Origin of the sequence: Chloroflexus sp. MS-CIW-1 (assembly GCF_030444705.1) — a bacterium.
In the GTDB taxonomy this organism is placed as follows: domain Bacteria; phylum Chloroflexota; class Chloroflexia; order Chloroflexales; family Chloroflexaceae; genus Chloroflexus.
The window spans coordinates 291,574-308,973 of sequence record NZ_JAUBWR010000001.1 but is presented as its reverse complement, the minus strand read 5'-3'; the positions used below and the strand labels follow the sequence as shown (position 1 = coordinate 308,973).

Annotated in this window: 14 protein-coding genes and 2 tRNA genes; 11 read left to right on the top strand and 5 right to left on the bottom strand. The window is 53.7% G+C overall.

Translation table 11 applies throughout. The features are described 5' to 3' along the window. Positions 1-2 precede the first annotated feature (2 nt). Positions 3-1,268, top strand: a complete 1,266-nt coding sequence (locus QTO31_RS01205; RefSeq protein WP_301427845.1) for a S41 family peptidase — start codon at positions 3-5, stop codon at positions 1,266-1,268. A 792-nt stretch (positions 1,269-2,060) separates the two neighbouring features. Here the strand turns inward: QTO31_RS01205 and QTO31_RS01200 are convergent. Next, a tRNA-Asp gene (locus QTO31_RS01200) sits at positions 2,061-2,136 on the bottom strand. Further along, positions 2,137-2,213, bottom strand: a tRNA-Glu gene (locus tag QTO31_RS01195). Positions 2,214-2,767: 554 nt separating this feature from the next. Here QTO31_RS01195 and QTO31_RS01190 point away from each other — a divergent pair. From QTO31_RS01190 to QTO31_RS01165, 6 genes are all read left to right on the top strand, one after another. Continuing rightward, entirely contained in the window at positions 2,768-3,652 is an 885-nt protein-coding gene (locus QTO31_RS01190; RefSeq protein WP_301427844.1) for an acyl-CoA desaturase, read from the top strand. A gap of 302 nt (positions 3,653-3,954) precedes the next feature. Then, complete coding sequence (locus QTO31_RS01185) at positions 3,955-5,421, top strand: circularly permuted type 2 ATP-grasp protein (RefSeq protein ID WP_301427843.1); 1,467 nt, start codon at positions 3,955-3,957, stop codon at positions 5,419-5,421. Positions 5,422-5,499: 78 nt separating this feature from the next. Continuing rightward, a complete protein-coding gene (locus tag QTO31_RS01180; protein WP_301427842.1) occupies positions 5,500-6,453 on the top strand; it encodes an alpha-E domain-containing protein in 954 nt (317 codons plus the stop codon). Between the two features lie 35 nt (positions 6,454-6,488). Then, the gene (locus QTO31_RS01175) at positions 6,489-7,430 is read left to right on the top strand and encodes a transglutaminase family protein (protein ID WP_301427841.1); all 942 of its coding nucleotides are present in this window, start codon (positions 6,489-6,491) and stop codon (positions 7,428-7,430) included. A gap of 230 nt (positions 7,431-7,660) precedes the next feature. Then, positions 7,661-9,046 carry a CUAEP/CCAEP-tail radical SAM (seleno)protein gene (locus QTO31_RS01170; RefSeq protein ID WP_301427840.1) on the top strand — a complete coding sequence of 462 codons (1,386 nt, stop codon included), beginning with the start codon at positions 7,661-7,663 and terminating at the stop codon, positions 9,044-9,046. A 49-nt stretch (positions 9,047-9,095) separates the two neighbouring features. Next, positions 9,096-10,343, top strand: coding sequence for an ATP-grasp domain-containing protein (locus QTO31_RS01165; protein WP_301427839.1), 1,248 nt, complete (start codon positions 9,096-9,098; stop codon positions 10,341-10,343). Between the two features lie 39 nt (positions 10,344-10,382). Here QTO31_RS01165 and QTO31_RS01160 read toward each other — a convergent pair whose 3' ends face one another. Continuing rightward, on the bottom strand, positions 10,383-10,685 hold the full coding sequence (locus tag QTO31_RS01160; protein ID WP_031460821.1) for an oxidative damage protection protein: 303 nt from the start codon (positions 10,683-10,685) through the stop codon (positions 10,383-10,385). Positions 10,686-10,751: 66 nt separating this feature from the next. Here QTO31_RS01160 and QTO31_RS01155 point away from each other — a divergent pair, with 66 nt between their 5' ends. Then, positions 10,752-11,642, top strand: coding sequence for a methionyl-tRNA formyltransferase (locus QTO31_RS01155; protein ID WP_301427838.1), 891 nt, complete (start codon positions 10,752-10,754; stop codon positions 11,640-11,642). 925 nt (positions 11,643-12,567) lie between these two features. Next, positions 12,568-13,587, top strand: a complete 1,020-nt coding sequence (locus QTO31_RS01150; RefSeq protein ID WP_301427837.1) for an STAS domain-containing protein — start codon at positions 12,568-12,570, stop codon at positions 13,585-13,587. Positions 13,588-13,589: 2 nt separating this feature from the next. Here QTO31_RS01150 and bcp read toward each other — a convergent pair whose 3' ends face one another. Continuing rightward, positions 13,590-14,054 (bottom strand): thioredoxin-dependent thiol peroxidase, encoded by a 465-nt coding sequence (gene bcp / locus QTO31_RS01145; protein ID WP_031460824.1) that lies wholly within the window; start codon positions 14,052-14,054, stop codon positions 13,590-13,592. Between the two features lie 322 nt (positions 14,055-14,376). On the opposite strand from bcp, the gene QTO31_RS01140 reads away from it, so the two are divergent. Both QTO31_RS01140 and QTO31_RS01135 read left to right on the top strand, forming a co-directional pair. Then, positions 14,377-15,414 (top strand): ketopantoate reductase family protein, encoded by a 1,038-nt coding sequence (locus QTO31_RS01140; protein WP_301427836.1) that lies wholly within the window; start codon positions 14,377-14,379, stop codon positions 15,412-15,414. Positions 15,415-15,592: 178 nt separating this feature from the next. Further along, on the top strand, positions 15,593-16,465 hold the full coding sequence (locus tag QTO31_RS01135) for a hypothetical protein (RefSeq protein WP_301427835.1): 873 nt from the start codon (positions 15,593-15,595) through the stop codon (positions 16,463-16,465). Here QTO31_RS01135 and QTO31_RS01130 read toward each other — a convergent pair. Further along, complete coding sequence (locus QTO31_RS01130) at positions 16,416-17,363, bottom strand: metallophosphoesterase (protein ID WP_301427834.1); 948 nt, start codon at positions 17,361-17,363, stop codon at positions 16,416-16,418. The two genes, QTO31_RS01135 and QTO31_RS01130, sit on opposite strands and share 50 nt — an antisense overlap. Positions 17,364-17,400 lie beyond the last annotated feature (37 nt).

The window sequence follows — 17,400 nt, the reverse complement described above, 5'->3', positions numbered from 1 at the left end:
CTATGTATGGCGTGATTCGTGTGCTGCAAATTCGTATTCCCATCTGGCTTACCGTGCCCCTCTTCCTTGTGACCTTGATCGGCGGAATCAGCAGCGGCGTCTGGTTGGGAGTCTGGTTAAGCAATCCAAAAACGACCGTTGCCTGCCCTGAAACAACCGAGATTTGTGACCAATTTGCCGTCTTTTGGGAAGTGTGGCAGTTAGCCCGTGAGCGTTACGTCGATTCTACCGCCGCCGATCCAGATCGGATGATCGAAGGCGCGATTGATGGCATGTTAGCTACGCTCGGCGATGAGGGTCATACCCGCTTTTTGAGCGCGACCGAGGCCAAAATCTGGCAAGAGTCGCTGAGTGGTGCTTTTGAGGGCATCGGTATCTACATCGGCAAACGCGATGGCATGCTGTTGGTGCTGGCGCTGATTGAGGGTTCACCGGCAGCGTTGTCTGGCCTGCAAGCGGGTGACCGCATTATCACTGTCGATGGGCATCCGGTTGAGGGGTGGTCGATTGACGATCTGGTTGCACGTGTACGTGGCCCTGCTGGCACATCAGTTACTCTTGAGGTGAATCGACGTGATGCCGGATTGTTACGCTTTACCATCACCCGCGCCAAAATTACGGTGCCGAGTGTCAGTTGGGCATTACTGCCTGATCAGATTGCATTGATCCGGATCACGTCGTTCGACGAACAGGCTGTTGATGGCTTACGCACCGCCCTCGCAGAGGCGAAAGCAGCAGGTGCCGAGCGGCTGATACTTGACCTGCGGAATAACCCCGGTGGTTTACTCAGCGTCTTACTGAAGGTTGCCGGTGAGTTCTTACCGGCGGAGACACCGGTGCTGATCGAACGGAGTCGAGACGGCAGTCAGCGCGTCAACACGACTCGGACTGCCGGGATCGCCCAGGATATGCCGCTGGTCGTGTTGATCAACAGTGGTTCGGCCAGTGCAGCCGAGATTCTCGCCGGAGCTTTGCAAGATGCTGGTCGGGCAGTGTTGGTTGGTGAGACGACGGTCGGTACCGGTACCGTTCTAACGCCCTTCCGCCTTGCGAACGGCGCTCAACTCTTGCTTGGTACGCAAGAGTGGCGTACCCCAACTGGCCGTCAGATTCGGGGGAAGGGAATTACGCCGGATCGTATCGTTGGACAACCCCTCGAAGCGCCCATTGTAACCCCGTCTGAAGTCCGTAATTTGAGCGCAGCCGAACTGGCGAACATCGGTGATGTGCAGTTGTTGGCTGCAATAGATGTATTTCACGAACATTAACGATGTCTATCGAAGGTTACTAAGAGCCTATCTGGAGTACCCTGTCGCAGAAGAAAGATCAATTGGGGCGCAGCGCCGCTGCGCCCGTACATCTATGATCAGGTTTCATCCGCCGTACCGTGATACGATTATTCGGATCGGCTCTTGGTCGTGTTCGCCAGCAGATTTCATTCACACCCGCATGATGAGATTGCGAACCTGCGTTGTGTGGCAACGTGTGCCCGTTTCGGGATCACACTATCCTCTCTGTTTGCCTGGGCATCCGCCCCTCCCAACGCATGAACGGGCATCGTCGGTGAGCGGAGAGGGAGGACTTCTCTCCTCCACACCCTCCACTCACCAGGTGAGAGCAGCCGAACGCTGCAATGCAGCACTTCCCCCGTTCAATTACCGGCTGCGAGCAGCCGAACCGCACAGCGTAACGCATTTACCCTTCCTCTCGCCGCGTGGGTAAGGAAGGGGCCAGGGGAAGGTGAGGGGACGTCCATGCTGCGGCAATACCAAGTCGGTAATGGGCATCATCGGTGAGAGAACGGACGGCCTGACCGCAGAGCACTGTTGGAACAGAAAGCTGCTCCTGCGGCACTCGTTTCGCTTTCCTCTTTCTGTTCCTCAACGCTGCCAGTCAAGATGAAAACGCTGAAACGCCCTATAGAAGACGAGCGTCGGCGTAGGAAGCTGTGGATGGGTTAGGCCGCTGGCTCTGCCAATCATACGTACCCACTCTTCCCGCCCTCCTTGTAAACACAAAGACAGCCAGAACATTCTGGCTGTCTTTGCTTCCGCCTCATTTGGCGGGCCCGACGGGATTCGAACCCGCGACCTCCACCTTGACAGGGTGGCATCCTAACCGCTAGACGACGGGCCCTGGTGACCCCAGCGGGATTCGAACCCGCGATCTCCACCTTGAGAGGGTGGCGTCCTGGGCCGCTAGACGATGGGGCCAACCCGCTCAACACGTTAGGAGTATACCACAGGTTGGAAAAGATTGCAAATTGGTGGAGGGAATAGATTCCCCCATCGCACCCTCTCCCTCGTCTTCCGTGGCGAAGAGGTGAACAGTTGGTCAGCAGGTCTGTCCCCAGTGTACACGACTCACCTTCTCCTTCCTCACTCCAGATGGGAGCGGAAAAGGGCAAGGGGGTGAGGGAGCTTCCACGTCTCCATGCACGTGCGCGACGGGAAGGCATCGGCTAGCGCATGAGTACGCCGTGGGTTTTCAACTTGTCCCTATCGTGCGGCAACGGGTATCGAGGGAATATTCAGATACTCTCTTACGAGGAGCATACCTTACCCGGCTGAAGGCAGTCTTGGTCAATGTGAAAACTGTCTGCCGTCAGTCTTCTCTATCTCATCGCCATGCCAGACCCATTACTCCAGTCATCCCCGCTTGCGCCAGATCGTGACCCAGGTTTAGCCGTTCGCTACTTCTCTTTCTGGTGCTCTTCCCCTATTCTTGTGACAGACAGAACTCATTTCGTTCAAGGAGTAGATAACCTATGGCTCGCACCGTTCCTGCTACCGAACCAAAACTGGAAAAGTCGCCGCTCGAAAAATTTGTTGTCTTGCTGATTGTCGTGCTTCCCTTCCTGGGTACAATCTACGCGATGGTGATGCTCTGGCAACGATACGTTGATTGGCTCGATGTAACGTTGATGATTGTATTCTATGTTATATCCGGTTTAGGGATTACCATCGGTTTTCACCGGATGCTTACCCACAAGAGTTTTGAGACTAGTCGACCGCTCAAGGCCCTATTTTTAATTATGGGTTGTATGGCGCTCGAAGGTGATCCGACCTCTTGGGCTTCCACCCATATTCAGCATCACGCTCACTCTGATGATGAAGATGATCCGCACAGCCCCCTCGAAGGTCTCTGGCATTCGCATATCGGATGGCTCTTCTCGCACAAGCACAACATTGAAATGTACGGTAAGTGGCTTACCAAAGACCCAACTATTGTCTGGGTAACAAAAACCTGGTACATCTGGGCAGCCCTCGGTATCGTGATCCCGACCCTCATTGCCGGCTGGAGTGGTCTGATTTGGGGTGGACTTGTTCGTATCTTCCTGACTCACCACATTACCTGGAGTGTTAATTCGATCTGCCACACCTTTGGCCGCCGTGATTACAACACACGCGATGCCAGTCGCAACAACTTCATTGTCGGTCTGCTCGCCTTTGGTGAGGGATGGCATAATAATCATCACGCTTTTCCACGTTCAGCGTTCCACGGGTTGCGCTGGTGGCAGATCGATGTCTCGGCCTACATCATTCGCGGTCTGGAGAAGCTGGGGTTAGTCTGGAATGTGCACCGGGTCAGGCCTGAAGATATGCAAAAGCGCCAGATTACTCCAACCTTACAGGAAGTGATGGGTGATTAGTCCTGGTTGAACATACAGAGCTGTCGATAGGCGACCGAGGGAGCAACGTTATTCCCTCGGTTCGATTGTTTATTATTTTAACTGTTGGCGAACAACCCTTTTCACTGAAAGAAGGTATTTCGGTCGTGTGAAGTGACCGAGAGTAGATTGTTATGACTTAGACCTGTTTGACGAAGATCGAGGTAAGCGTTACCATTATCATAATATTCACGCTGGCAAGAGAAGACGACCGGGCAACGTCGCCCACGGCTCGCCGGGCGTAAACGCTCATCAGTTAGGTTATGATTGTGGATGCGACGACTATGCCTGAAGCCACGGATCCGGTTATTGGTCAACCTCCGTTTGAAAACTATACGCTCACCAACGCCTATGACGAGATGTTTGCCCCGGATGGTAGTATCCGACCGGCATACATTGAGCTGGCTCGTCGTCTGTGCAGCCTCAGCCCAGATGAATTACAACAACGGCAACGGTACGCCGATCTGACCTTTCTCAATCAAGGGATCACCTTTACAGTTTACAGCAATGAAGCAGGTGTTGAGCGGATCTTTCCATACGATCTGCTGCCCAGGATTCTCACCACCACTGAGTGGCAACAGATAGAAAGTGGTCTCCATCAGCGTATCGTCGCGTTAAATGAATTTCTGCGTGATTTGTACCATAACGAATATATTTTGCGTGATGGGATCATCCCCCGCCATCTGGTGTATAGTTGTCGCCATTATCGACGAGAAATGCGCGGCTTGACGGTGCCACGTGGCGCTTATACAGCAATTGTTGGCACCGATTTGGTACGGCTACCCGATGGTCAGTTTGTAGTTCTCGAAGATAATCTGCGCGTGCCAAGTGGAGTCAGCTACATGCTGACTAATCGTACCGTAATGAAGCGAGCGCTTCCGCTCTTGTTCAGTGCGTATGGTGTCCGGCCAATAGATCACTACGGCCAGGTATTGCTTGCCACGTTGCGTGCTCTAGCACCCGCTCATCGTCCTGAACCGACGATAGTGTTGTTGACACCAGGAGTGTTCAATTCGGCGTACTTTGAGCATACGTTTCTCGCCCGGCAGATGGGCATTGAATTAGTGGAAGGACGTGATTTGCTGGCGCATAATAACATTATTTACATGCGCACGACAAAGGGACTCCGACGAGTAGATGTTATCTATCGGCGGATCGATGACGACTTTCTCGATCCAATGACCTTTCGCCCCGATTCGGTTCTTGGGGTACCTGGTCTCTTCAATGCCTATCGAGCCGGCAATGTGGTATTGGCAAATGCAATCGGTACCGGAGTTGCTGATGATAAAGCTATCTATTCCTACGTGCCGGCTATTATTCGCTACTATCTCGGCGAAGATCCGATCTTGCCGAACGTACCAACCTACTTGTGTGATCGGCCTGATGAACGAGCGTATGTGCTCGAACACCTTGACGAACTGGTCGTCAAGGCAGTTGGTGAGTCGGGTGGTTACGATATGTTGATAGGGCCACACAGCACTCGTGAGGAACAGGCACAGTTTGCCGAACGGATTCGTGCCAATCCCCGGAACTACATCGCGCAACCGACATTGCAACTCTCACGAGCACCATGTTTTGTCAATGGTGTGATTGAACCACGTCACGTTGATTTGCGGCCATTTGTGTTATTTGATGGTGAGCGAACAACGATTGTACCAGGTGGGTTAACCCGAGTTGCTCTACGACGTGGTTCCCTGGTCGTCAATTCATCACAAGGCGGTGGGAGTAAAGATACCTGGGTTTTATATTGACGTGACAAGCGCATCACTATCAGCTAACGAGCGCCGCTTCTGCTACGTCGGGCAAAAACATATTGACAGGTGCTACTTATGCTTTCAAGGGTTGCTGACAATCTTTTCTGGATGAGTCGCTACCTCGAACGAACCGAGCATACTGCCCGTCTTATCGGGGTGGGACTAACGCAAATTCTCGATCAGACACCTCAAGCCATCGCACCGCGTTGGCGACGTTTGCTGGCAGCCTTGCATGTCGAGCCACCAGGCGACAATTTAGACGATCCTCAAATCATTACTCGTCTGCTTACCACCGACGCTACCAATCCGGCCTCGATTATGGCCTGTATGACATTAGCACGCGAGAATGCCCGACAGGTACGCGAACAGATCAGTTCGGAAATGTGGGAGCATATCAATCAGCTTTATCTGAATGTACGTTCGACCAGTATCGAGCAGATCTGGCAAGATGAGCCGGTTGAGTTTTATCAAATGATCAAAGAACGACTACACCTGATCCAGGGCATAACCGATGCGACGATGAACCACGGAGAAGGGTGGCACTTTATTCAGGTGGGACGTTACCTTGAACGAATCTGGGCAACCACGCTTCTGCTCGAAGTCTTCTTTCGACCCTACCTCACATGCAATGAAGGTGTCATCGATGCCATCGACTGGGTCGCACTTCTCAAATGCTGTACGGCGTTCGAAGCCTACTGCAAGGTTTATACTGCTGATGTACAGCCAGCGCGAGTGGCCGAATTTCTTCTGCTTAATGCCGAAAGTCCGCGTTCAATCAGATTCGCTGCCGATCAGGTGCAGACAAGTCTCGATCAAATTGGCCAGTTTGCAGGCACTCGCCATGCGGCACGTGCCGAGCGCCTGGCCGGAAGACTTCGCGCTCAACTCGATTACGGTCAGGTTGATGAGATTATCAGCCAGGATCTACTCCTGTTTCTCAGCCAGATTCGCCAGCAGTGTAGTGCAATCCATGATGCAATTTACCAGGCATATATCAGTTATCCGATCAATCAGGCACTGCCTCAGTAGTGCCCTTTGATGAGGCGTTTGACAAACATCGACGTATGTTCTATTCGATCCTCCATAAGACTCGTTTCCGCTATAGCGCACCCGTAACCGAAAGCCAGACCGAAGTTCGAATGTGCCCGCGGAGTGAAGGAAACCAGCGTCTTCTCGAATTCCAATTAACTACGGCGCCTTTCGCCCACATTCAACACTATCGTGACTGGCTTGGTAACGAGGTTTACCATTTTGACATAGCGGCAGCCCACCGGCAGGTATTGATTATCGCCGAAGCAATCGTACAGATTACTGCCCCACCCCAGCTTCCTGATCAACTGGATTATACGGTGTGGCGTGCACTCGACCTTCTAGCTGAGCAGGGAGAGTACTGGGATTTTCGCATGCCCAGTCATTTTATTCAGGCTACTCCCGCCTTGCTCGATCTGGCCCGCGAATTGGGAGTAGAACGTCGTACTGATCCATTGAGTCTGCTACGTGAACTGACAAGTCAAATCGCGGATTCATTTGTGTATGCGCCACAAACCACGCGCGTCGATTCACCAATCGACGAGGCACTATTGGCACGTCGGGGAGTTTGTCAGGATTTTTCCCACATTATGATTGCGTTGGTACGGCGCATTGGCATCCCTTGTCGTTACGTGAGTGGCTACCTCTTCCACCGAACTGAGGATCACGACCGTTCGGAGGAGGATGCGACTCATGCCTGGGTAGAGGCATTTTTACCCGAGTTAGGTTGGGTGGGGTTTGATCCAACCAACAATTTAATCGCCGGTGAACGTCATATTCGGGTAGCGGTTGGTCGCGACTATGCCGATGTACCGCCAACTCGTGGCATCTACCGTGGTCAGGCTACCAGCCAACTTGAAGTTGGTGTGAAAGTTCTCCCCTCTGCCGTCCATATTGATGAAAGTGAAGTATTGCCACAGGTAACAACAGCAAGTGTTCGAGCCGAATTGATGGATCAACAGCAACAGCAACAATAGAGTCCTGTTAGGGCGTGTCTGAAAAATGCTCCTGATTGCCCGAAGAGTGCGGGCCGTTAGCCCACGTCTTGAGGTGAGAGGATAAAACCCGTCGCACTCCAGGTCGTGCGTTCCTACACTTCATCATCACTGCCAGATAGACAATACTCAAACACACTCCTAAACTCTCCGTGGTGAGGAGAGACTTTCTCAAGATAATGGGTTTCTAATCTTACGGTACAATAATCTCTATGAACGTCTTGCTTATCTCAACCTACGAACTCGGTCACCAACCACTGAGTCTGGCATCACCAGCCGCCTGGTTACGTCGGGCAGGAGCTAGTGTCACTTGTGTAGATGTCAGTGTCACGCCATTGACTGAAGCGATGGTCGCCAATGCCGGCCTTATTGGGATTTCGGTGCCGATGCACACCGCTACTCGTCTGGCATTGACCCTCTTACCACGCCTGCGCGCCACTGCACCGGAAGCATTTATCGTCTGTTACGGTCTATATGCACCACTTAACGCGAATATGCTGCGGGCCGCGGGTGCTGATTGTTGTCTTGGTGGCGAAGTCGAAGCGGTGCTGACTGCCATCTGGCAACGCCTAGCTGCCGGTGAGCGGCCACCAGCTATTGATACAATAGCGCTGCATCGCCTTGATCTCATTCCACCTGATCGGAGTGACTTGCCGCCCCTCAATCGCTATGCAACCCTGATCACGGCCACCGAGATGCGCTATGCCGGTTATACGGAAGCAACTCGTGGCTGCAAGCATCTTTGCCGTCACTGTCCGGTCGTTCCGGTCTATAATGGTCGTTTCCGGGTCGTCCCTCGCTCAACGGTTCTCGCCGACATTCGCGCTCAGGTCGCAGCCGGCGCTCGCCATATCACCTTTGGCGATCCGGATTTTCTGAATGGTCCTAGTCATGTGTTACCGATTGTCAGGGCTATGCACGCTGAGTTTCCCGATGTTACGTATGATGTAACCATCAAGATAGAGCATATCTTGCGTTACGCACATCTGCTCCCAGAACTGCGCGCAACCGGTTGCATTATGGTGGTCAGCGCAGTTGAGGCGCTCGATGATGCAATTTTAGCGCGGCTTGCCAAGCGTCATACGCGGGCCGATGTTGTCCGTGCCGTTGAATTGCTGCGTGCGCACGATATTGCCTTGAACGCTACATTTGTCGCCTTCACTCCCTGGACAACCCGGCAGCTTTATCGAGAGTTGCTGCTTGGTATCGCCGAATTTGGTCTGATCGAGAGTGTCGCACCGGTACAGTATGGCCTGCGTTTACTCATACCGGCAGGCTCGCGGTTGCTCGAATTACCCGACGTGCAAGAGTTGATAGCGCCATTTGATCCCGTAGCTCTGGCTTACCCCTGGCAACATCCTGATCCGGCAATGGATGAATTGCAGCGTCAGGTGATGGCGTTGGCGCAAGCGAGTGAACAGTGCGGCGCGTCACGCAGCAGTTTTTACCAACGCTTGCTTGATCTCTGCGATCAGATTATTGGCCCGGGTGAGCGCCCAATCGTGTTACCAGAACCAACACCGATCCCACGCTTGAGTGAACCATGGTATTGCTGCGCTGAGCCATCTGGTAACCAATTGATAACAACCTTCTTGTAGCAGGGTGAGCGTATACGGCAATGACCAGAACTTTCTCATCGAGGTGGTTATGCAGCCCCATCTCCTGTTGCTGACAACCCCATCTTCGTACCGCCTACCGGCTTTCTTAGCTGCTGCTGGGCGGATTGCCGTTCAGGTCACGGTAGCCGAAGACACACCTTCAGAGTTGATCCGCCCGCTCCCGACACGCCTGTTGATCGATTTTCGTGATCGGGAAGCAGCGTTGAAGGCGATTCGCGATCTGCACGAGGTTAAACCGCTGACTGCGATTGTACCGGTTGATGATAGTGGGGTTGAGCTGGCCGCCATAGCATGTGCCGAATTGGGCCTACCGTTTAATCGACCAGAAGCAGCCGCAGCCGCCCGTGACAAGCACCTCATGCGGCAACTCTTTGCCCGCGCTGGTGTACCGTCGCCTGCTTTTCGACTCTGCTCTACCACTGATGATCTCACGACGCTGGCCCAGACAGTCACGTTCCCCTGTGTCGTCAAGCCGTTACGCCTCAACGGCAGTCGTGGTGTTATCCGGGCTGACAATCCGCGCCAGTTTGTGGCAGCGGTACGCCGCCTGAATGCGCTGTTGGATCGGATTGAAGGGACAGGCGGGCATGAATTCTTGGTTGAAGATTTTATACCGGGCTTCGAAGTTGCCCTGGAAGGGTTGATTGACAACGGCAACCTGCAAGTGTTGGCACTCTTCGACAAGCCCGATCCGCTAGACGGGCCATTTTTTGAAGAGACTATCTACGTCACACCTTCACGGTTGCCTGAAGCGATCCAGGCCGCTATTCGCACGGTTACGGTATCGGCGGCGCGGGCAGTTGGTTTAGAGCGCGGCCCACTCCACGCCGAACTTCGCATAAATGAACGTGGGCCGTGGATGATTGAGTTGGCGAATCGGAGCATCGGCGGTCTATGTTCGCGCACGTTACGCTTTGGTACCGATGCAACGCTGGAAGAGTTGATTTTGCGGCAGACTGCTGGCTTACCGATTGACACCCTTAGTCGGGAAGGTCGGGCAGGTGGGGTTATGATGATCCCTATTCCGCAGGCAGGGATACTACGTGCGGTTGATGGTGTGGATGAAGCACGTGCTATTCCTGGCATTGAAGCCGTCGAAATAACTGCCCCTCTGAACTACCCGCTGGTTCCGCTTCCAGAAGGGGACAGCTATCTCGGCTTTATCTTCGCCCGTGGTTCTGATCCGGAGACTGTCGAAACAGCGCTCCGCGCTGCTCATGCTTGCCTGCGGTTTACGATTGTACCGGCAATTGAACTACAACCGGTTGCCGGATAACTTTAAATGATCACAGCACTGTTTAGCAAACGAGTCTGATCACTTACGCCGTGGGCCACCCTTCGCCGGTGCCGATGTTGGCGGTGTCCATCCTTCAGGCATCTGGGCATTCTCGCCAAAAAAGAACTCTTCCATCGCCTGCATCAGGATGCGCTGTGCGTTCGGATCACCTAAACTAAGGCCGTAATGATTAATAATCAGTGTTGCCTGCTGCGGCCACATACGCCACGCCTGTGCTGATACCTGTTCGTAGATGCGTTGACCGAGTGGCCCAGGAAACGGCGGCTGATCGAGGCCTGGCAATTCGCGCCCAAGTTTGACACATTTGACCATGCGTGCCATATGTTTTTCTTTCACTCGTGCAATTGACGATACCATATCTATTATACCTGAAAGCAGTGAGTGACTATGCGCCTTGTGATGTTTGCAATGCCAGGCCCGATGGCGCTGACGGTCTTGCAAGGGCTGCTGAGGTTATCAGTTGAAATTGTTGGACTGTTCTATACTGCGCCGCCGGGCACACCTACCCTCAGCACGTTGCCGACCGCAGATGCGCGGGCAAAGACCATGGTTCTTGCGCCGCCGACGGTTACCGCTGTCGCCGATCAGGCTGGTATTCCACGCTATGCGGTTCGCCGTAATGCAGTGTTGGCGCTGAGTGAACAGTTGCGTCAGCAACGGGTTGATCTGGCAGTGGTTGCATGCTGGCCGTGGCGTATCCCATCAGCACTCCTCACTGTACCCAGGATTGGCTGGCTAAATCTCCATCCATCACCGCTCCCCGAATTGCGTGGGCCAGAACCGCTCTTTTGGGCTTTACGGCAAGGCTGGACTCGTACTGCAATGACGCTTCACCTAATGGATGAACTGCTTGACCACGGCCCAATTGTGCTCCAACACTGGTTTGATCTGCCGATTGGCGAGCGACTTTCCACCATCGAAGCCCTGGCAGGTTCTTGGGCAGTGCAGATGCTTCCCATAGCCTTGCAAAACCTTGCCGATCCGGCCTGGCAACCACGTCCACAGCTAGGCGATGGGAGCTTTTTCCCATCGCCACGGCCGCAGGATTTTATCGTTACCGCCGACTGGACGGTGCAGCGAGCGTATGCGTTTGTGCGCGCAGTGGCTGAATGGGGGCAACCGTTCACCTTCATCGCCACGAATGGTCAGACGGTCACGATTGTCGATGCTGTTGCTTATCATCTCTATCAGCACCTGGTAGCTCCTATTATCGAACAAGGTGAGTATCTTCTGTTGCAGTTGCGTGACGGCTATCTCGTAGGGATTGCTGAACCGTGAGGTTGTTTAGCAGACGTGTAAATCTTGATCAACGCCTTCATTCTCTCCGAACGAGGTGCGTTAGCGAGGGGAGCGGAAAGAGAAAGAGAGAAGAAACTGCTCGCAACCTGTGCGGAGGTGCGCAGCTTCCCGTTTCAACGGTAGCTATGCCGGCCAAAGACCTGCGCCCCTAGGTATGTTAAAAGCCTCTCTAAAACATTCTCATTCCAGAACATGACGGTCAGCATCGGTTGCCCCTCTCTGTACCGATGCGACCGCAGTGATGTTAGGATGTGCCGACGGCTAACGTGCTAGGGTAGGACGCAGCGGTCACCACGCGGGAGGCCAACGCGATGCACCGCTATCCATATAACACCGGTCGCAGATGCATCCGCTGCACCCCTATCCGCCGGTACGATGGCCGCGATACGGGTCGGGTAGCGTGGTCAGGTCGATGCGTCGGTGGGTGGGATTCCGTCGGCGCTAGGTTGGTCGTCCATCGTGTGGGAGCGGATAGGGTTCATCCGTCGTGGACGTGACGACACGATATTCGGATTGGCACTAGACAAAGGTTGCGTGATGAAAGATTTCATAAGTAGTGTTACAATAAAACAAGTGAGTGCACTGCAAAAACTCACCACGGAGCACACAGAGTACACAGAGCGTGTAAGGTTTATAAATAAAAGGATCATTTTTGGCCATTGGGCGCATGGAAGAAAAATGTTCACAACCCTATGTTCAATGAAAGATAAAATTATCTTTAGTCTCTGAGATCGCCGTGGTCTCTGTGGTGGAAAGATCACCTTTTTGCAGTGGAAGTCATAAGTTATTCTCAAGACACTACAATATCAAGGCGCCAGAGAAGTTTTGCGAACACGATCAGGAAATACCCATGGATAACGCGCAGTTATCTACCACAAATGCTCCAAAACAAGGTAGTAGAATTGTGCAGGAATGGCGCGTGCAGATTCTGAATAATTTGCTGTGGGCAATTGTGGTACTCGGTGGTATTGCGTTGATAACCGGATCGTTGTCAGATTACAATACGATGGGCGAGCGAGCGTTTCCCTACATTGGGGTATACACCCTTTCGTACCTCGCCATTGGAGCTGCGGCTATCCTGCACCGGTTGAATGTCACCATTCGTGCCCTCATTCTGCTGATCGTTTTGGGCGGTACTGCTACATTTCTCACGATTACCTTTGGGCTGACAGGAAGTGGTCGTCTGCTTTGGATTGGTGTTATTACGCTTGCGCTGATTTACTTTGATATACCTGGTGGTCTTATCGGGTTTGTATCGTCGCTGCTCGTAATGATAGGCGCGGCAGTGATCTATGTAACCGGGAATGTACCGTTTGTTGCCCCAGAAGTGCTAATGGTACAGGATACCATTGAAGATTGGGCCGGTTCCATTAGCCTGTACGTCGCTATCCTTACGCTGACCCTGGTTCCAACCTATTACCTGATCAGACAGCTTGAGGTGCTTGCCAATCAGGCTACGGCTGAGGCAGCACGGGCACGCTTACACGCTCGCCAGGCTGAGGAGCATACCCAAGTCCTAGAACAACAGACTGCGCAACTCCAGCAAACGGAGCAGATGCTGCGTAACTTAGTTCAATCACTCGAAACACCCACCGTTGAGATCGGTGATCACGTTCTACTGGCGCCGATTGTTGGTCAGCTCGATCAGCAACGTGCTGATACCTTGTTGAAGCGACTGCTGGCTGTCGTCAGTGATCGTCGGGTCAGACAGGTTGTGATTGACGTTGCCGGTGTGCCAACCTTCGACACAATGGCTGCCCAGGGTTTGCTGCAAACCGTGCAGGCATTGCGCCTGATCGGCTGCGAGGCGGTGATTACCGGTATCTCACCAGCGATGGCGCAGACCATCACCACCCTGGGCATCGATATGAAAACGATTACTACTGCCCGTTCGCCCCAAGATGTTTTGCTGCGCCAGCTATAACACTATCCCAACGCTGCAAGCGCACGTTTGACACTATCAGCAGGACTGACTTTTATCTCAGCCTGTACAATCCGACCTGATTCGTCGATAACAAAGTGAGAGCGGATGATTCCCATATACTTCTTACCCATCATCGACTTTTCACCCCATACACCATACGCCTCGGCCACGCTATGCTGTTCATCGGCGAGCAAGATGAAAGGCAAATGGTGTTTGGTCTTAAATTTCGCGTGGGATTTGGTCGAATCCGGGCTGATACCGATAACGACTGCATTCTTCTCTGTGATGATGGGGTACGAATCGCGGAAGCCACAGGCCTGCGACGTGCATCCAGGTGTGTCATCTTTTGGGTAGAAGTACAGAATAACCCGCTTTCCGCGAAACTGACTGAGCGAAACCAGTTCGCCCGCCTCATTCGGAAGCGTAAAGTCTGGAGCCAGATCGCCTACTTGTGGTGGGTTTGTCATAGTGATCCACTTCCTGTTATGTATCGAATCCTGCAATAGTATGCTACCACAAATTACACTCCATCTGGTCTTGAGAATGGAACGATTGCAGAAGGGGCGGAATGTTTATCACTCCCCGCCCTTTCTGGGTGCAGAGAGTACCAGAGCGCGCTCAGGCAAATGGTGCTGATCAGAGGATTCCTGTGAGTATGTGCAAGACACGCATTGCTGGGTACGACCGAACATTGAAGATGTTAAACACTTCTGACGAGCTGCGACACGATGCCGTAAAAACCTCATATTCAGCTATACTAAGAATAATCGGCTTTGTGAGGAGGATTTCATGGCAATTGTCATTGTCGGTGGTGGCGCCATCGGGTTATTGTTGCTCTCACGTCTGTCTCAAGCTGGTAATCCGCTACCGGTTGCTTTGTTGACACGACCAAACGGAGTAGCGGCATTGCGGGCGAACCCGTTGCAGGTCAACGGAATTGGTGCGTGTACACTCAGTGGCTTAACTGTTGCCAGTACGGCGACCGATCTTCCATCAGCGTTTCAGCAACCGGCACTGGCAATGCTGTGTGTCAAGGGTTACGACACTAATGGTGCAATTCCCACCCTGCGCGATCTCAATCCAACCGCTATTCTGACCTTGCAAAATGGGCTTGGGAATGAAGAGATACTGGCGCAAGCCTTCGGGGCCGACCGCGTCATTGCCGGGGCAATTACGACTTCGGTTGACGCTACCGGCCCCACAACGATTACGGTGACAAAAGCAGGAGGCATTGGGCTGGCGCCGGTAGGCAGTGCTAGTAATCTCACACTGGCCGAGTCAGTGTTGCGCAAGGCCGGTTTTATCGTTCGGTGCTACGCCGATTACCGGGCGATGAAGTGGTCGAAAGCGCTCCTGAATATGCTGGGGAATGCTACGGCTGCTATCCTTGACTGGTCAGTTACCCAGGTCTATGCCGATCGGCGCCTGATTGCCCTTGAGCGGGCAGCCGTGCGTGAGGCGTTGATGGTGATGCAACACCTCGGGATAAAGCCGGTCAACTTACCCCGTTATCCGGCAGCCCTGCTGGCCTTCGGCATTCGCTGGGTGCCGTCGTTGATCCTTGATCCAATCTTACGGCAGCGTGTTGCAGGAGGACGGGGAGGCAAAGACCCTTCCCTCCTCCGCGATCTACGCGCCGGACGTTCGCGCTCTGAGGGTGAGTTTCTCTACGGCGCGGTAGCCGCCGCCGCAACCGGGCATAATCTGAGTGCGCCGGTGAATGCCGGTTTGTGGCGTGTTCTAGGCGGTATTGCCCGTGGTGAGTTGTCTTGGAACGAGTATCGGGGTCGTCCCGAACGGTTGCTAGCTGCGTGTAGTATGGGATAAACTGTTAGTGCGTGGGATGTGCGCACGAATACGTGGCAGAACACACAGCGGGTTGGATCTCGCTGTGAATCGGTACCCTGCATCGTGCAACATGTTCGTCAGGTTGACACAATATCTTACCAAAGCGCGAATATCACATACGTACTGACTGTTTCAAGTATCATCTTCCGGTGTACCTATGATCCAACCGGCTATTGTAAGCTATGATCGGGCCTGCGTGATCGAACTGATCCGTACCCAGTCACCTGAAGCGGTACGTGCCCGCCTGCGCGCCGGTGATTTCGATGCTATGCTTGACCCAGAGGGACGTGCCTTATTAGACGAACTCTTGACGGCCTGGATTCAGCGTGCTCTTGGCTCGCTGACATTGCGGGATGCGATGCTTATCGATCCCTACCGGGCACGGCAGGTTTATGGGTTACTCTGCGCACTCTATGTTCGGCAGCGGGTAGCAATTAGCCCTGATCTGGCTGTCTACTTGCCAGCCGCACCGGCCGATCTCCCTTCCTTACCACCGCCTCTCGCCGCTTTACCCGAACTAGCAGCGTTGGCCGATCAGGCAGCACGAGAAGGGCTTGTTTTGGCCTGGCAGGCTCAATACTACGATTTTGCACCGCCGGGGAACTTGAACGATCTGACACCACCGTTGCCACAGCCATACCGTGATGAACCACTGTTCGAGCAACCTACCGGGCTGCGGCGCAATCTAGCGATTGCCCTGGCCTCGCTCGGTGTTGCCCTGTTAGTGGTGCCGTTGTTGTTCGGTTATATTCCCAGACACCCGGCCGGTTTGCCGTTAGCGCTCCTCACCCTGGCCCTATTGATTGGGATCAAGGCCGGCTTCTTCGGATACCTTGGCGCGTTATGTATCTGGTTGATCGCCAATCTACCCGCTTTTCGCCACGGTACCGCGTTAATCGATCTCTGGCCTGCTCTCCCACTGCTCATCGTCGGTTTGTGGCTCTTACGGCTCGACCGTCGGGTGTGGGCGATGTGGCGCTTTATTCATCGCCAGTTTCATCGACGACACGACGCAACCGGAACAGGCTGACTTCCGGTGGACAGCCAAAACGTAGCGGTAGGCCGCCAACACCGCGACTCACAAATAGCTGCATTCGGCCGACCCGGAAATGTCCCATATCGTAGCACCAGCCATGACGGGGAAGACAGAGTGGCCCGAGTCCGGGAAAGCGCACGTGCCCGCCGTGCGTGTGACCAGAGAGTTGGACATCGAAACCGGCTGCTGCCGCTTCGTCGGCAATATCCGGGCAATGGGCGAGCAACAGGCGAAAATCGTGTTCTGTGGCGCCACCGAGCGCCAGCTTCAGATCAGGACGACCATCCCAGTGATCATCTACTCCGGCCAGTAACAGCCGAGCACCGTTACGCTCGATAATGCGGTGTCGGTTGAGCAATAACTGGACATTGTGGTCACGCAGGATGGTTGTGATATACGGCATACCTTCCCAATAGTCATGATTGCCGGGGACGGCGTAGATACCGAATGGAGCTTGCAAGCGTTTCAAGACCTCAGGCAGATGAGAGATAGCTGATCGACGATGCACCAAATCACCGGTTAATACGATGATCTCTGGTTGAGCAGAGCGTAATTGTTCGATTGCCTGATGAGCGTTGGTCAAACTGTAGCGATGCCCCAGATGTAGATCACTCAATTGGCCGATAGTTAAACCGTCGAGACCGACAGGAAGGTTGGGAAAGCGTAGTTCATGGATGTTTAACTGTACGCGGCGAGGTTCGATAGCCAGGGCATAGCCGGCGCTGACCACGCCTGCTCCGGCCAGGGTCATTGCAATCGGTAAACCGCCGTAGAAACTGGCAATACCGGCCAGCATACTCCCGGCCAGACCAGCCCCGATCCAGCGGAGCGAATAGCGCAAGCGTGGCTGCTGTTTCGATTTGGTGCGTGCTGATGAGAGTGTCGTTGTCATAGGCGATACCTGTATGTGATGTTTCATTGCAGTGAAT

Bases quoted from the DNA above. Each gene is read 5' to 3' on its own strand.
- QTO31_RS01205 (WP_301427845.1), top strand. From the start codon at position 3: ATGTATGGCGTGATTCGTGTGCTGCAAATTCGTATTCCCATCTGGCTT.
- QTO31_RS01190 (WP_301427844.1), top strand. From the start codon at position 2,768: ATGGCTCGCACCGTTCCTGCTACCGAACCAAAACTGGAAAAGTCGCCG.
- QTO31_RS01185 (WP_301427843.1), top strand. From the start codon at position 3,955: ATGCCTGAAGCCACGGATCCGGTTATTGGTCAACCTCCGTTTGAAAAC.
- QTO31_RS01180 (WP_301427842.1), top strand. From the start codon at position 5,500: ATGCTTTCAAGGGTTGCTGACAATCTTTTCTGGATGAGTCGCTACCTC.
- QTO31_RS01175 (WP_301427841.1), top strand. From the start codon at position 6,489: ATGTTCTATTCGATCCTCCATAAGACTCGTTTCCGCTATAGCGCACCC.
- QTO31_RS01170 (WP_301427840.1), top strand. From the start codon at position 7,661: ATGAACGTCTTGCTTATCTCAACCTACGAACTCGGTCACCAACCACTG.
- QTO31_RS01165 (WP_301427839.1), top strand. From the start codon at position 9,096: ATGCAGCCCCATCTCCTGTTGCTGACAACCCCATCTTCGTACCGCCTA.
- QTO31_RS01160 (WP_031460821.1), bottom strand. From the start codon at position 10,685: ATGGCACGCATGGTCAAATGTGTCAAACTTGGGCGCGAATTGCCAGGC.
- QTO31_RS01155 (WP_301427838.1), top strand. From the start codon at position 10,752: ATGCGCCTTGTGATGTTTGCAATGCCAGGCCCGATGGCGCTGACGGTC.
- bcp (WP_031460824.1), bottom strand. From the start codon at position 14,054: ATGACAAACCCACCACAAGTAGGCGATCTGGCTCCAGACTTTACGCTT.
- QTO31_RS01140 (WP_301427836.1), top strand. From the start codon at position 14,377: ATGGCAATTGTCATTGTCGGTGGTGGCGCCATCGGGTTATTGTTGCTC.
- QTO31_RS01135 (WP_301427835.1), top strand. From the start codon at position 15,593: ATGATCCAACCGGCTATTGTAAGCTATGATCGGGCCTGCGTGATCGAA.
- QTO31_RS01130 (WP_301427834.1), bottom strand. From the start codon at position 17,363: ATGACAACGACACTCTCATCAGCACGCACCAAATCGAAACAGCAGCCA.